Annotated in this window: 9 protein-coding genes; 3 read left to right on the top strand and 6 right to left on the bottom strand. The window is 35.6% G+C overall.

Going from position 1 to position 17,415, the window contains the following annotated elements; genetic code table 11:
* The first annotated feature begins 259 nt into the window (after nt 1-259).
* From KMW28_RS06390 to KMW28_RS06380, 3 genes are all read left to right on the top strand, one after another.
* Entirely contained in the window at nt 260-883 is a 624-nt protein-coding gene (locus tag KMW28_RS06390; RefSeq protein ID WP_084005827.1) for a DUF4251 domain-containing protein, read from the top strand.
* A 179-nt stretch (nt 884-1,062) separates the two neighbouring features.
* Nucleotides 1,063-2,139 (top strand): PorP/SprF family type IX secretion system membrane protein, encoded by a 1,077-nt coding sequence (locus KMW28_RS06385; protein ID WP_169664114.1) that lies wholly within the window; start codon nt 1,063-1,065, stop codon nt 2,137-2,139.
* 18 nt (nt 2,140-2,157) lie between these two features.
* Nucleotides 2,158-7,845, top strand: a complete 5,688-nt coding sequence (locus KMW28_RS06380) for a PKD domain-containing protein (RefSeq protein WP_169664115.1) — start codon at nt 2,158-2,160, stop codon at nt 7,843-7,845.
* A gap of 69 nt (nt 7,846-7,914) precedes the next feature.
* On the opposite strand, the gene KMW28_RS06375 is transcribed toward KMW28_RS06380, so the two are convergent.
* From KMW28_RS06375 to KMW28_RS06350, 6 genes are all read right to left on the bottom strand, one after another.
* Nucleotides 7,915-9,084, bottom strand: a complete 1,170-nt coding sequence (locus tag KMW28_RS06375; protein WP_169664116.1) for a hypothetical protein — start codon at nt 9,082-9,084, stop codon at nt 7,915-7,917.
* A gap of 147 nt (nt 9,085-9,231) precedes the next feature.
* Nucleotides 9,232-10,143, bottom strand: a complete 912-nt coding sequence (hemF, locus tag KMW28_RS06370) for an oxygen-dependent coproporphyrinogen oxidase (RefSeq protein WP_169664117.1) — start codon at nt 10,141-10,143, stop codon at nt 9,232-9,234.
* Nucleotides 10,124-14,692 carry a translocation/assembly module TamB domain-containing protein gene (locus KMW28_RS06365; protein WP_169664118.1) on the bottom strand — a complete coding sequence of 1,523 codons (4,569 nt, stop codon included), beginning with the start codon at nt 14,690-14,692 and terminating at the stop codon, nt 10,124-10,126. The genes hemF and KMW28_RS06365 overlap by 20 nt, the downstream gene beginning before the upstream one ends.
* A 273-nt stretch (nt 14,693-14,965) precedes the next feature.
* Nucleotides 14,966-15,505 (bottom strand): 5-formyltetrahydrofolate cyclo-ligase, encoded by a 540-nt coding sequence (locus KMW28_RS06360; RefSeq protein ID WP_169664119.1) that lies wholly within the window; start codon nt 15,503-15,505, stop codon nt 14,966-14,968.
* Complete coding sequence (locus tag KMW28_RS06355) at nt 15,498-16,871, bottom strand: MATE family efflux transporter (RefSeq protein ID WP_169664120.1); 1,374 nt, start codon at nt 16,869-16,871, stop codon at nt 15,498-15,500. The genes KMW28_RS06360 and KMW28_RS06355 overlap by 8 nt, the downstream gene beginning before the upstream one ends.
* Before the next feature lie 123 nt (nt 16,872-16,994).
* Nucleotides 16,995-17,357 (bottom strand): hypothetical protein, encoded by a 363-nt coding sequence (locus KMW28_RS06350; RefSeq protein ID WP_169664121.1) that lies wholly within the window; start codon nt 17,355-17,357, stop codon nt 16,995-16,997.
* Between the last annotated feature and the right edge of the window lie 58 nt (nt 17,358-17,415).

Raw genomic sequence — 17,415 nt, 5'->3', positions numbered from 1 at the left:
CTGAAGGTAATAAAAAAAGAGTGTTGACTTTAGATAAAATCAAAAATTAATTTCAACATAAACAAATAATTATTTAATTTCATTGAAAACTTATTGAATTATAATCAACTATAAATCAATACCTCATACACTATAAATTGAATAAAAATAATTGTTTAACATCAAATTAACTTTTATTTTTTAGAATTTATCATTTTTTAAAGATGTATCTCCGTTATATGAAATGTAACACTGATTCAAAGACAAAATCTATTATACTATGAAAAAGAGTAACATATATAAATTCATCCTATCTATCTTCCTTATTATTGGAATTTCTTTTACGGCAAGTGCTTTGGATATTGTTCAAGACACAACATTAACTAAGAAGGAACAGAAGGCCCTTAAAAAAGAACAAAAAAGAAAAGCAAAAGAAGAAAAGAAGGCACAACGTGAAGCGTTAGAAAAGTTAGTAAATCAACAAGCTAATGCTGCTATTGATAGTCAATCTTTTGTTCTGGAAGCAACTCAATTATATGATAGAAGAGGTAGAACAGTAAACGTTCAATCGAACATCAACTTCTTAAAAGTAGAAGGAAATACAGGTGTTCTTCAGATTGGTTCTGCTCACCTTGTGGGTTGGAATGGTGTCGGCGGTATTACTGTTGACGGTCGTATTAGTGACTGGAAAGTAACCAAAGACGAAAAGACAGGACGTACAAGAGTAGAATTCAACATTATGGGATCTGTTCTTACAGCTCGTGTTGCTTATGACCTTGATGGTACTGGAAATTTCTGTAATGCTACTGTAAATGGTGTATTCAGTAATAGTCAGTTGAAAATGAGAGGACAATTAGTACCGAATAAAGTGAGTAGTACTTTCGAAGGTATGATAAGATATTAAAAGAGATATTATAACCATAAAACTATTGATAAACACAAGGAGCTAGTGATTGAACATCGCTAGCTCTTTTTATTACCTGAGAAAAATCACTTTATCTATTCACTAGCATTGCGTAAAATATGTGAAAATTGTGTAAGTTTGTTTTGTATCAACTATTACTTGTGCCTACAAACAAACTTATGTATTCAAAACCAATTAGCTTAATAGCTAAACTATTTTTTGGTATACTGTTCATCTTTTTCTTTGCAAACTATTCACAAGCTCAAGATGCTCAGTTATCACAATATTACGCTTCACCTCTTTATCTAAACCCTTCTCTTGCAGGAACAGGAGGAGACGGAAGAGCAAACATTAATTACCGTAATCAATGGATAGGTGTTCCATTAAATTACAATACATTTATGGCCTCCTTTGACACGCCCATTCCTAAGAAGAATATTGGACTAGGTGTATTAGCACATCAGGATATCTTAAATGTAACTTCAGGAACCGCTTTTCAGCGATTTTCATTTAATGTAACGGGGGCTTACCATTTAAAAATCAATAAAAAATACAATCTAAGCTTTGGACTTCAAGGCGGATTTGAACAATCTACTTTGGGTTTTAATCACCTTATTTTTGATGACCAAATTGATAATAATGGAAATATCAATGGCTCCACAGCAGACAAGCTTTCTGATCAAAATAAAATATATCCTGATATTTCATCTGGGGTAATGTTCTACGCGAATCATTTTTGGGCGGGAGTTGCACTCTATCATATCAACCAACCAAATATCTCTAGATTAGAAAATGGGGTGGATATTTTACCGATGCGATTTAGCTTAAACTTAGGTTATAAAATACCGCTCACCCACCGTTGGAAAGGGGCTATAGCAAATTATGATGATAAGACTATTTCTTTGATGATGCATTACCAAAATCAAGGAACAAGTGATCAATTAAGTTTGGGAGCTAACATAAATTACAACCCTTTGATTTTTGGTGTTTGGTATAGAGGACTTCCTTTAAAACTGAATAGTCATCCGGATAAGTTAAACCATGATGCCATTGTACTATTAACTGGTGTGAAAGTTCGAAAATTTACTATCGGTTATAGTTTTGATATTCCTATCGGAGGACTAACAGTAGGTGAAGGTAATTCCCATGAAATCTCTGTTCGATACGATTTCAATTTCTTCCCGAATTATTTCAAGAAAAGGAACTTGAAGAAGCAAATTCCTAATCATGCCAACTGTCCAATACCAACACTTTAGTAGTAAGCAAACAACAAAATGAAAAACAAACTAATATATACTATCACCTTAATTTCATTTCTATTCTTATTACCTCAAGTTTCAATTGCCCAAAAAATTATGGCAAAAGAAAGTGTAGGAATGTCAGGAGGTGAAGATATTACGAATAATACAATCGATCGTTGTAAAACATTTTACTCCTATTTCTACATTAATGATGAAGGTAAAGGGAGTATTACTAATATCTCATGGAATTTTGGCGACGGAAATACTTCAACAGAAACCAACCCTTTCCATACTTTCCAAACAGATCAAGATAAAACATTTAGTTTTGTCGTTACCTTTATACAAGGAGGAACTTCGAAAACTTTAAGATCAACCATAAAAATTTCGACTTCACCTGAAGTAGATTTTACTGCGAGTGCTACGGCAGGTTGTGAAGGTGATCAAATCTCTTTTACAGTTAATTCAAGTATAGAATTAAGTAGTGTTCAATTTATATTAAATGGTCAGGTACTCGATGAAGGTGAGCTTTCAAGACCTTTGCCTGCTAGAGGGCAACCATATATTGCAACTATTAGAGGTACCACGCCTAATGGATGTGATATTGTTCAAAAACAAGAGTTCATTACGATATCAGAATTAATAGTTCCGAGCGTTACTCCTGCAGCTTTAATTACATGTCAGACTAGTATTAATCAAACATTTAATGCATCTGCAATTTTTGATGCTACAGGCTCACAAGTCAATAGCGGGATGACTTACGATTGGGATTTTGGAGATGGAAACACTTCTCAAGGTGCTTCTGTGACTCATTTCTATGATATATCAAATGGAGATCAGTACACTTTAACTTTGACTGCTACCTATGGTGGATGTTCACAAACAGTCATCGTTCCCGTAGCATTAGATGCAGGTAGCGATATGTTTACCTATGAGCTTCCTAATACCTATTGTGCATTATACCCTGTGACTTTCACTCCAAGCTTACCCGATAATTTACAGGATCAAGAAATAAGATGGGATTTTGGATCTGGTCCTCAAGTCACTTCGGTATATCCTGATAAAATCACCCATAATTTTACAAATAGTAGTAATTTCAGTAAAAACGTAACGGTAACTGCTTATGTAGGAAGTAGCTGTAGTTATTCTCAAGTAATTACGATTCCTCCTATGGAATTATCAGACATTTATATTTCTGCGAATAGAGAAATGTTTTGTACCGAATCGTTTTCTGTAGATTTATACATTGCTAATTTACATGATATCAACAATTACTTTTGGCGTATAAAAGGTTCTGATACTCGTTTATTCGAAAATGAAAGAAGACCTAGAATTTCCTTAAGTGGTTATGGTGAACATACCATAGAATTGATTTCGAATGATGCCGGTGAATGTATCATTACGGAAATTGATATCTCGTCTTATCCTATCACAGCAGAAATTATCGATTTACAAGATGCTTGTGCTCCTCATACGTTAGAAATTGGGTATGAATTAGAACAGGATTCTAAAATTATAAGTGATAACTCCTCATCAAGAACTTGGACGGCACAAGGAAGAAATACTGGTACAACCGTCACTTCTAGAAACAAACGCTTTTTGATGAGTAATTTGGTTGCTGATACCTATGACATTTCCGTTTCAATTGATTTCCCAGCCGGATGTACAGTCACTGCAACAGATGTATTGAAAGTAGGTAAAGCGATTACAGCCGATTTTGAAGTATTGGACGGTCCTGACTTTTGTAACAATACGCTCATCAACTTTAATAATACCACAGATTTGGGTGGTGTTCCTGAGAGCGAAGTGACTTTCTTATGGGACTATTTTGGCAACAATAGATGGTCTGAATCTCCAGGAAGACATGGTGCTCAAACCTATGATCACTTAGATCCGGGAGAATACAATGTAGGTCTAAAAATAGTTCAAGATGGTTGTGAGGGACCTGCGGTTTATAAAAAAATCACGATTCTAGAGCCTAGAGCATATTTCTTATTGGGTGTATCACAATTGTGTGATCCTAGTAAAATTGTTATCAGAAATTTGTCGAAAGGAGCAGAACCAAATAGCGATTACATTTGGAATATACAGGTCGGTCAAGATTCCGCTCAAATTGTCACTAAAGACATCAACGAAGATATTGTCAATCACCCTGACTTCTTGGCTCTAAATATAGATTATGGTGATTACATTGAGGTTTCTCTTACTATAGAGAATACTACATCTGTTCCATCAGTCACTCCTCCTAATTATTGTGAGCATACTTACACCGATTATTTAACCATCGCCACAAAACCAGATCCAGTAGATATTCATTGGGATTTTACGCTTCATGATAATATCAATGCGTATGCAAACCCTACAGAAATTTGCCAAGGGTCTACTTTATTCTTTGATCCTAAAAATACGGAAGGCGGAAATTACTCTTGGTCGTTTAGAAATGAAACCACTAATCAAAGAATATACCCTAGCTACTCGACAAGAAGACAAAGCATGGTCTTTAACTATCCTGGCGATTGGGTGATTGAACTGAATGTAAACTATTACAATGGTTGTTCTGAAACCACTACCCAAGGTAAAATTAAAGTATATGCCATGGATTTTACTATTGATCAATCTAGTAGTGGGATATGCTTGGGTGACGAAATCACTTATTCTGTTCGATCGGGATCTAAAATCGAAGCTCCAAATCCAAGATGGTCTTGGTTTGTAAATGGAGATGAAATCCTAAGTGGAACAGGTAAAAACATCTCTGATTTAAAATATACTTTTGATGAACTAAGTGTTCCTCAAGGAAAAGAAAACGATGTACAATTAGTGGTTTACAGTAGTGTAACCAACTGTGAAGTCTACTCCAATACACGAAGTTCTATTGTCACAAAACCTATTATCAATATATCAAGTAATGTGTCTAATCATATTGATTTTAATTTTAAATGTGATTATGTACAAACGTTTATCGATCCGAATATTAACTCAAGTAATGTCTATGTCCCCTATTATTCTAATTATAAGTGGACACATACTGACCCTTCTGGAACTACAAAAGTGATTAACGAGAATAATCGATCGAACTACGTATTTAGATTTGATAATTGGGAAGCAGGTACACATACCATGACATTGGAAATTACTGATTATAACGGATGTTCAACTTCCGATACTTTTTCTTTTGATGTCCCTGAATTACCTGTCGGTAAAGCTGATTTTACTCCTTCCGATGTTGAATTAAACTGTCCTGCAGTGGTCGATTTCTTTGATAATGCAGATGGAACATCAGGTAATTCTACGTTAAGAAAATACTACGGTGGTGGTGATGTACCGATTGGTAAAAGAACATGGTACATTTTACAGGATGGCCTATTAGTGAATGAAATCGAAGTTTACGGTGATCAATTCGAGTATTTCTTTACTGCAGGTGACTTTGAGGTATATATGGTAACTGAAGATTACCAAGGGTGTACTTATACTTCCGAAACGAAAGCAATTTCTGTAAAGGGTGTGAGTGGATCTTTCTATATCAATAAAAAAGCGGGTTACGCACCTTTAACTACGGATATGGTAGCCCTTCCTGCATTTGTTTCGTCTGAAGTAAAAGAAATACGATACATATGGGCTTCTGGTGATGGTTACGAAGGCATGGATTCCTTACAAACCTTCACCTTCTACAACGACTCCAATTGGGTGTACACCCCAAAATTAGTATTCTACTCTATTTTAGATTTAGGAAATAATCAAGAAGCCACTTGTGAATACGATGCTATTACAGATGAAACTGTCACAGTTTTCAAAAAGCCAGAACTTGAGATTGAAGACGTCGTGATATGTATGACGGACCTTTCACGTACAGTAAAAGGCTACGACGAAAACTTTGAAGTGGCCAATCTAGTCGTCCATGATAAATTCAGTTATAAAGGAACCACCAAATATCAATGGTCTGTAGACGGAGTAGATATTCCAGCCGCCAATGGTGGTACAGACTCAACAGCCACCTTTACCTACGGAACTTCTGGAGGATATTTTGAGGTGGATCCCTACAACATCAATGGTAGAGATTATACCTTAGAAATATGGGTAGATGCTGTTTACACTGATTTTCAAGATAGTAACAACAACCATACAGACACTAAAGTGGGGTATTCTACAAGAACATTCAATGTAAAATATGTCGCTCCTCCAATCCCAGTAATTGATATTGTCTCTGAGATATGTATGTTAGATTCTGTTACTTTTGATGGCAGTCAATCGAATTTTGCTCCCTACCCTGCCGGAGTCATCACACAATACAAATGGGAAATCCTTTCAGGTGCTACCGTGATAGATAGTTATACATCAGAAGATGCTATTTCTACTTATAAATTCACACAACATGGTACTTTTGATGTTCAACTGACTGTTACTGCAGATAATGTTTGTGACCCTCAATCAACATCAAAAAGTATTATTGTTCACCCTCTTCCAATCATGAGTTTTGATGCTCCACCTGTTTGTATTGGAGACGAAACCATATTCACGAATACCTCGACGTTTAACGGACAAAATATTGGGGTTGACCCGAGCATTGTAAAGATTATCACTTGGTATTTTGATTGGGAAAATGATTCTACCACAGTGAGTTCAACGGTATCAAATCCTACTTTCACCTATTCTGAATCAGGAACATATAAAGTGAAACTCATCATTGAATCATTTAAAGGTTGTATTGATGAGATCATTCAAGATGTGAGAGTAACCGACTATCCTTACCTTGAACAAAAAGAAGATTTTTATTTATGTGAAGGAGAAGCGACCACTTTATCAGTCGTTGGAGGTAGTCGTTTTGAATGGAGTACTGGAGAAAGTTCTGAAAGTATTACAGTTACTCCAACAGAAGAATCTACTACATATACCGTTAAGGCATGGAATGACATTGGTTGTTATGTAGAAGAGAGTGTTACCATACACAGTATCTTACTTCCTAAAGCAGAAAACACGATCTATTATGCTTGTGAGGGTGATAGTACCGTAATTGATGGTACAATCACAGGTTTCGATGGTGTACTTGGTGAATACAAATGGTCGAATGGTACCACAGGACCTCAAGTAACAGTAAGCGAACCGGGTATCTATACTTTAACAAATTTAGTAACGCATACCTTATCTGGAGTTCAATGTTTAATTACTCACGAATATGAGTTTATTCATCGTCCATTACCTCCTGATTTTGCAGTTACAGATACACTATTCTGTTTTGAAGAGCTATACCAAATTGAAATCCAAGCTCCTCAAGGTCAGGGATATGTGTATCATTGGGAAGATTCGGACGAAACCACTTCTTCTGTGATCAGATATGATGGAGGTGAATACACTGTTCGAATTATTGATACTTCAACGGAAGACAATTGTGAGAACACCACAACCATGAATGTGACTAGAGGTTGTCCTCCGATTTTCTTCAACCCAACGGCCTTTACACCAAATAAAGATGGCTTAAATGATGAATTCTTAATTCGTTCAAAATATGTAATCAACCTCGAGATTTCTATCTACAATAGTTGGGGAGAAATTATCTTCCACAATAAATATAGAGACTCAAGTAAAGCCCAGGAAAAGGGTTCAGGTTGGAACGGTATGTATCAAAACAAGGTAGTTCCTAGTGGAATTTATACCGTAATTCTAGAATATGATAGTGAGTTTTTTGGAACACACCATAGAGATGCAACTCATCTAACAGTGGTCCAATAAGGCTTACTTATAACAAAAAGAGCTAGTGATATTCAATCGCTAGCTCTTTTTGTATATATGGAGTTTATATTATTGATTCTTTTGAAGATAATCCTTCATCGCTTTCTTCACTGTTGCATCCAAGTCCTCTTTTTTCCAGCCTAAATACTCTTCGATGAACTTGTAGTAACTTTCTTCTGTTGCATCAGTTTCTACAATAAATTTCTTGACTAAATCGTAACTGCCTTTATCAAATAGTAAGGACACCACCAAGCCTCCGATAGCATACCTGTAAGAAGTCATCTCATCAAATTTATTTGTCTTTAGAAGTTCAGAAAAATCAATCTCATTACCAGCATCCAAACTTTCTTGAATTTTCTTTAAATGAAATCCGAACTCTTCTCCTCTACTCAATCCAAAATAAGTACAAGCTCCCTCTAGTGCCCACATGTTGGTTTTTGGATTGACTTCATAAAATAAGATATGCAAAAATTCATGAGGATAAAATTGCTTACCACCCGACATTGATACAATATTATTTATGCTATTGGCAATACCCTGAGGAATTTCGAAAGGAGTAGATCTCGGTGAATTAATGGTATAATGTATCCCTTTCATTTTATATAAATCGGATGCTGTTGAAGCTGTCAAACATTCGATTTTAGGGTATTCCACATCAAAAGCTTTAAACGTTTTTGCCAAGTATTTGTCCAATCTCTGAGCCTCTGATAATGAGTAAGTATAATTATCCGGATAATAATAAGTCAATTGCCCTACCACACTTTTGTTCAACACTTCCTGTTTGTTGACTGTTAGTGCATTATAAAGTTTAAATTCTCCATCTACTTTTTTTGCAACCACATCAAAAATGTACATCATTTGATAGTCAACTCCTTCATAGGGTGGAAACTCAAATATACTTGTGATAAAATAACTACCATTATTGTTGACTAAGTTGATGATTTTTGTGGTTCCATATGCCATCAACTTCACAAAGTTATCCGTACCAAAATTGGACTCTTTTTCTAATAAGAAATAGTCGTTTAACCCGTATTTCTCTACTTCTTCTTTGTTCCAATACTTACTCCCAAGGGTATCATCTTTTGTGGCTAAGAAGTCTTTCCAACACTGAATAGCTTCATTTCCTTCCTCGTTGATAATTTGTTTAAGGTTGAAGTTCTCCAATACTTTCTTTTCTTGAGAAAAAACTCCGAATGAGATAAGGTGAATGAATAGTAATGAAAGAATGAAAGTTCTCATTTATGTTAGTTTTAAGTTCTAAAAAATTAATTGACGAATAATATTAGTATCACAATAATTATCAGCCAATTAATTGATCATAAAAAAGATTAAATAAAAAAGGAAGTCCATTTTCATAGACTTCCCTAATATCTTGATACAAATGGATTATTGATTCAACCAATCCACTCCTTTTTTCAATAAAGATTGTGTTTCTTCTTCCTTAGAACCACTTTCTGGAACGACATCATAATCCCAATGTGCCTCAGGAGGTAAACTCATTAAGATAGATTCTGTTCTACCATTGGATTCCAAACCAAACTTGGTTCCTCTATCCCAAACTAAATTAAATTCAGCATATCTACCTCTACGTAGTTTTTGCCATTTTAATTCGTTTTCTCCGTAGGCTTTGTCTTTAAATCGAAGGGCTTGTTCTTTGTAGGCAGGAATGAATGCTTCTCCTACATCTTGAACAAAGTGCCACAGTTGATCTGGGTTTAAACCTTCTGCTTCGTGATGTAAGCGATCGAAGAAAATACCACCCACACCTCTGGTTTCATTTCTATGAGGAATGAAGAAGTAATTATCTGCCCATTCTTTAAAGCGATCGTAATACCCTGCCTTTGTATTTTCACAAGCATCAGAAAGATGTTCATGGAAAAGAGCAGCTGCTTCTTTATCAATATAATGAGGGGTTAAATCGATGCCTCCACCAAACCAGTAGGTTCCGTTAGAAAGTTCAAAATAACGAACATTCATATGGATAATCGGCACCATTGGACTTTTCGGATGAAGCACAATAGAAACACCTGTTGCTTTAAACTTCTCCGCTTTTTCGACCTTTAAAGCTTTGGCCATTGGTTCGGATAAATCTCCTTCTACTAAAGAGAAGTTTACCCCACCTTTTTCCAATACGTTTCCTCCTTTAATCACTCGGGTTCTTCCCCCTCCGCCACCAGGGCGTTCCCACAGATCTTCTTGGAATTTTGCTTTACCATCTAAGATTTCAAGGTCTCTGCATATATCGTTTTGTAAGCCTTTAAACCAGGCAATAATTTCGCTACTCGGAATGTTTTTCATGGTGTTTATTTGCTTTCTTTTCTGCTCTTTTTTTCTTTCGGATGTATTTCTTATAACCTTTCGGTTTTTTTGTCAACTCTCTTTTTGTAGGACTTTGGGTGATGTCTTTGAAGTTATCAAAACTCTTGGTGTGCATCATACTAGCCCCTGTCAAAGAAGTGTTATCTTGATTGGTTGTGGTATAATATACATCTTGTCGGTATTTCTGATAGAACTTCATTCTTAAAGCTCCGTCCTGAGATACGACCACTTCAACTGTCCAATCGCCCAATACAGAAGCTGCCGTTGTTTGGTTCTGATTATCTGTAAACCCACCATCTCGGGTGACCCTCACTTTACCTTGGGCAAAAGTATAAGACAATCGCATCTGAAGGTTCTGTAAAGCTTCCCGGTCGAGACCACTCATATCTAAATCGACCTCAAAGTTTTCGTTTACTTGGGAAAGAATATAACTCAGCTGATTGGTTAATAATTCGGATACCGAACTGGAGGCTGTTTGTCCAAATCCTGTATAAGAATCGTTGGATAATAACTGTCTCAATACAATTAAACCAAATACCTGACGGTTCAGTTCTTGTTCGTCTCTGTGAATTCTTTCTTCAAAACCTGCTACATAACTCTCTAAAGAAATGGGACCACCTTGGGTCACTACTGTGGCAGGATAATCGTGTATATCAATATCAAAATCTAAGACTGGAGTAGATAAATCTCCCTTGATTAAGAGGTCCACATCAGCAGGGTAACGTTTTGTGATTTCCGGTGCATTTCTCACTGTAGAATCTTGTACATCAATTAACGGCAATAAACTTACTCTTTGATTGTACTTGGCCACAATATCCATTTGAGCGGCATAAGGGTCTCCATTCCAAGATAAAGTGGAACCTGGGTTGATTTCAAACTTTTTATCGACAAGGTTAAATTCGGCTACTTTCATGGTAAAGTTATAGGCTCCTTTTACGATTTCGACGTTACCGAACATTTCAAAGTTTCTGTATTTATCGATTTTCATTTGAAGCTTTCCTTCTCCATTACCTCGAATAATATCACCTGTTTTCTTATCAAAGATCATCTCACAATAAGCATCAGGAGTGATATCCAAATTCATATTTACTTGGAAGTTGGCTTGATCAGTAGTTGTTTCTTTTTCAACTACTACTTGTTCATCACTGTTTTCTTCGGTTAAAACAGTGTCTTTCTGAACATATACAATATATGGATCTCCCTCTGAGTAATCTATCGCATTCAGAGGTATGTAGATCTTTGTTCTTTGATCGGCACGGGCTGTTACATCAATATTAATATCGTCGAATGGACCGGTAACGGAGATATTTCCTGTACCGAATGCTGTACCGTAGAATAAATCATTGCCGACTTCTTCTTTTTTCATAATAAAGAAATCGTCAAAGGATACCTCTAAGCTGGCAATCATGTTTTCGAATCCTTCTTCGAATTCTAGTCCACCATTTAAGAAGGCAAAATGACCGTATTCGTCGACTACTTTTAGGTTTTTAGTCTTAACTTCTGTTGGCCTTATTTCAATTTTTGCATTATCCCCTTGTTCACCAAATTTATAATCTACGTTGAGGTAAACCATTTTGATGTTACCATCTTTGGCTAATACATTCCCCCAAAGTTTAGGTTTTTCTTTTGTTCCAGAAATTTTAATCCAACCTGTGGCGACACCATCCAATCGGTCGACGACCTCGTTGACATAGGGCTGAAAAATACCTAAAGGCAATTCTTTTACCTCCAGTTTCATATCAAATTGATCTTTTTGAAGCTGAGGAAAATAAGTACCTGTTAGTTTAAATTTCTGAGAGGTAGAATCGCTGATATTGAAATTCACATTCAACTCTTCTTGAGACCAATCCGACCTTCCTGTTAATTGTCCCAAGTAATACCCATCTACTTCTAGGTCTTTAATGTCCATATGTCCATATACCCTCATTTCCTCAAAGACATTTTCTATGTAGACGTCTAAGCTATCCACTTCTCCTTTAACATCTTGTTCGGTTAACTCTGGTAGATAATTTAAGTTGAGGTTATCTATTTTAATATGAAGTGGGAGATCAGTATCTTTTTTGGCAAAACCATCCAATAAGATTTGTTCAGTATCATTAAATAGATGGAAGTTTTCAAAATGTACACCATCAAGATACACAATCACTTTTGATGCTTTTGTAGAAGCTGTTGTCCAATATTTATCCCTGTATAAAATGCCCGATTGTGGCAAACGGAATACCAATGAATCGCTGTGAATACTAACATCCCCCTTTAGGTCGATATTCGTTGAATATTTATAGAAGTTGGCCTGCGTATTAAACACCATTTTATTATCCAAAGAGAAAGCTTGGAAAGCAAAATCAGAAGATAAGATTCCACGTATATTTTGATGTTTTGATTCTACTCTAACAGAAGAATTAAAGTCGTCTTGTAATGCCTCTTTATTTGTGACATATTCCATTACATTGGAATCTAAAGTAACATCATAAAACGATAATTGATCGCTATACAGTTGAGCTGAAACATGTTGTCTTTCACCAAAATCTGCAGCCAATATGGCATTGGTATTATCGGCAATTTTTATACTATCCGTAAAAATTGAGAGTAGGTTATTGACATTGTAGACCTGTAAATCCATATCAACGGAGTAGCTATCTATCCCTTGTTCTTCTAATTTTTTAGACTTCTTCGAGTAGTATTTCTCTACTTTTTCCGATGATTTATCAAACAAAGATAATTCAGCCTCCTTGATAATTCTATTAACGTCCTTGGAGAGTTGAGAGATATTAAAGTACCCTGCCATATCAAACCCTAGGAAATCGGAGTCGAAATTTACCAAGCGTAATCCAGAGTTGGATATAGTAGTCACTAAGGTTACTTTCTCGATATCCAATATTCTTTGCTCATTGTATAGCCTAGTATTGTCCAGGTAAAGGCCGCCTGAAACACCATTATCTCCTACATTATCAAATTCTGCATCTATACTGGTTTGGAAACCAATTTTCTTCTCAGTTACATTCAATTTTTGAAGGTCTTTCGCAAAAATTCCTGATTCAAATTGGAAAGTACTATCTCTGAAATCCAAAATACCATCCACATACATTTTCAGGTTAGGGTCGTTTACTCTAAAACCTCCACTAAAGAATCCTTCTTTCATGTAGGTACTGTCCAAGTAGATATTATGATAGGTGTAATCGTTCAGTTCTAGACTACTCATTCGAGCATTTACGTTTAGACGAATACTTTTGGGATTGAACCCTTTTCCTTTGATGTCTCCCTCAAAATCCATTCGTCCTAACATGTCGACATCAAATATTTGACCGACGTCTAGACTGTCTGTTTTCAGATAACCAATGTATGTTTCTTTAGGAATATTGATATCCATTTTGGGTTCCATGACCCCATATTCTGAATTCACTATTCCATTTAAATCAAATTCATCTAAAGTCCCTTTAAACTCTCCAGACATAGCTACTGCTCCAAAAAGCTTTACATAATCTCTGTATTCTCCCGGAACATAAGGTAAAAGATCATCGACAAAGTAATAACTATCTCCAAACTTAAGATCCATTATTGTTCTTTCCTTATCGATGATTTTATTGAATTTAAAATCGCCTCTTATGGTACTCCCCTGACCAAACCTTAGATTAGTGTCTTTAACATCTAAATCGTTTACTCTTCCAGATAGAATCACATCTCCACTGATGTAGTCATGAATGCTATCAAAATAAGTAAAGAAGTTGGCCAAATCGTTGGTATGAATGCTACTATTTTTCAACTTGGCATTCATGTACACACAATAGTAGAAATCGTTGTAGTCTGTATAATCGTCTGTTTTGAAGGATATTTCACCACTCAAAAAACTCGACCCCATTTTACCATAGAGGTTTTTAATGGACATTCCTGTGGTGGAAATAGCAAAGTCACCATCCATTTCTTTTAACCTCAATCGACTCCTTCTCTCGTAAGCATGAAGATCTTTGATGTTCATGGCAATGGTATCTCTATCGATTTTTAAGTTGGTGACTTTGGCATCGATATTCAAGAATTCCATGTCAGCTACATCAAATTTTCCTCTTTCTCGAGGTGTAGCGTAAGGATTATAAAGTGAATATCTACTGTTTACAAACTGTACATTTTCAAAGACAATATGCGTATCTTTCGGCTCTTTGATGTCGTATCGATGTTCCCCTTTTGGATCACCTACCAAGTGCCTAATCCACCGCGTCATGTTGTTCATAGAATCTAGACGAGCGTCCATCACCATTTCAACATCCGCACCTGTTAGAATGGCATCTTCTATGTGAATGTATCTATCTTGATTATAAAGCAAGTTGATAAAAGAGAAGTTTAATGAAACTTCTTCTACAGAAATTAAAGGCACACTATCCAAGTCGACGATCTTTACATTTTGAAGACGCCAACGATCGAACCAATCGAGTTTTACAGATTCGATGGTCGTTTTATGATGAAACTGATCGGAAAGTTTTTGTGTGACTTTATGGATGATGGCCGTTTGAACAAAAGGGAGTTGAGAAAAACTCATCAAACACATCCAAAGAAAAGTGAAAACAGCGAGAAACCTGAAAATCCACACACGTACAAAACGGAAAGATTTCTTGATTAAGAAAAGTTTCCTTTTAGTAGAAAATGAATTCCTTTGTATATGTAAACGGTCAAATATTTTCACTAAAAATGTGTACTGAGGCTGTTTGTCAGACTATTCTATGCGAATGCGAATTAGAGTATTCCACTAACCCTCATTCAGTCTACAAAAATAAGGCTTGTTGAAGTAAGTAAAAAGTTTGAAATCAAAAATCTACCCGATTAACAAACTATCCATCAAAACATCGTGCTCTTCCAAGGGTAAATCTTCAATAATTTGAAATTTATAGGTAATTCCCCACTTTTTAGCCGACGGATGTTGAGGTAAAAATGTGTCGTAGTAACCTCCTCCATACCCCATTCTACCGTGTTGTTTAGAAAAACCAACACCAGGTACTAAAACAATATCAATCGCTCCCTTGTATTCCTCTTTATTTTTGGGAATGAACGTACCAAAACGCTCCTCCTCAAGGTCATCTAAATTGCTTAAAACTAGATGACGCATTTGTCTATTTTTTAAGGTCTGAGGAACAACTATAGTCCAACCATAAGAAAGTGCCTTTTTGATAATCCCTAAAGTGGATGCTTCTTTATTGATTGGAATATAGGTATGAAGTACTTTGGGAGACGTTGATACTTTCTCCCAAAACTGTTCGTTAATACTTTCCTCTGCAACATCAATTTGATGTTGGGAAAGTAGATTTCTCTTTTGAATTAAGCTTTTTCTGAGCTGTTGTTTTTTATCTTCAGGCACTTTGTTTCTGCGGCTTTAACTTATCAATTTCTAGATTTGTTTTCCATGTAAATCTAGTAAATAGTAGTAAAGCAGACAATGTTAATCCTAATGTAAGACCGATCCAAACTCCTAGGAAACTCCAATCAGTATAATTAGTTAACACGTAGCCAATAGGTAAGGAAACTACCCAATACGATACGAAACAAATTAATGTAGGCATTTTCACTTCAGAAATACCCCTTAAAGCACCGGTCATAATTACCTGTAAACCATCTGATAATTGGAACAAAGCAGCAAACACAAGCATTTGAGAAGCAAACATAATTACTTCTTGATCGCTCGTATATAATTCAGGTAAAAATGAATTAAATGTATAGAAAATGATGGCCGATGTAGACATTGCTATCATGGCGAATTGAACACCCGTCATACCTGCTTTTCTTGCTTCTACCCAATTGTCTTGACCATAATAATTGGCTACCCTTACGGATACAGCAGAGGCAACACCACTTAACATCATAAAAGTAAGAGAGATCATACTCATTACGATTTGATGTGCAGCAATTGGGTTGGTACCAACCGTTCCTATAATCATAGCACCTACTGCAAATGCACCAACTTCCATTAAGGCTTGCAAACCAATAGGCATACTCATTTTAAACTGTTGCCATAATCTATCTTTATTGATTTTCACCTTAGTAAAACCTTCTAAGAATGGGTGGAAAGACGGGCTTTTCAATACATACCAAATCATACCCACTGAAGCGATTAAACGTGCGATAAATGTACCTATACCTGCACCTAATAATCCCATTTCCGGCGCTCCAAAGTTTCCGTAAATCAATATATAGTTGATAATCACGTTAACGATATTGGCCAATAATGTAAAGTACATGGCAACTTTGGTAAACTTCACACCCTCAGCGAATTGCTTAGCGGTAAAGAAGGCCATTAAAGGAATTAATGAAAATGCATTGATCAATAAATACGGTCTTGCTGCCACTACTACTTCTTCGGTTTGTCCCATGTGCCCCATAAGGGTAGATAACAGAAGAAGGATGATCGTAATTGAAATGACAAAAATGGTATTTAATGTAATACTATGACGGAACAAACTACCCATTTCTTTGTAGTTTTTCTGTCCAAAAGCTTTTCCTACTAAAGGAGTTACACCCACAGCGAAGCCAATACCAAATACTAAGAAAATGGCAAATAATGAATTGGCAAATCCTGCACCTGCAAGATCTACGGTATTATAATGCCCCACCATTACATTATCCAAAATGTTGGTAAGGTTTTGACCTGCTTGAGAAACCACTACAGGAGTGGCTAATCGAATTGTATCTATGTAATGTTCTTTATAGGATGAAAATAACTTTCGCATGGAAGAAATTGGTAGTACTTATTTATTTAGAAATCGTGGGTGATATTAAATCAGCATGCAAAGGTAGTTGTTTTCTAACTTAGTATTGTTTTTTGATGGGAAATGTTAAGAAGACTGTTTTTACTATTTTTTCTTATTGAACTCTACACTAAAACCAACTGTATAAGTTTTATCAGCATCAATCCCAATTTGAGGAGTGGAACTAGGTGTATTACTCATTGTATTTGCACTACCACTAACTTTCACTTTATGTTTTTTCTGATTATCATAATTATACATCAACTCCATCGTATTAAGGTTATTTTTAAAATTTTCTTTTTGAGTTTTTTGATAATTAGAACTTGTATTGAAATTCCCAAAAATTGAATAATTCGGTGTGAAGATATACCTATAATGTTTGGATGAATCTAATTTAGTCTTCGTTTGTGCATGAGATACAGAAAAGAAAGCTAAAAAAAGGAAACTGGTTAGATAGATTGTTTTCATGATGATAGGTTAAAATTTAGTTGTATTTATTGAATCAAATTCACTCAATTAGTGAAAT

The organism is Flammeovirga yaeyamensis (genome assembly GCF_018736045.1).
GTDB classification, from domain to species: domain Bacteria; phylum Bacteroidota; class Bacteroidia; order Cytophagales; family Flammeovirgaceae; genus Flammeovirga; species Flammeovirga yaeyamensis.
The sequence above is the reverse complement of the archived record's forward strand: the minus strand, read 5'-3'. Positions and strand labels throughout refer to the sequence as shown.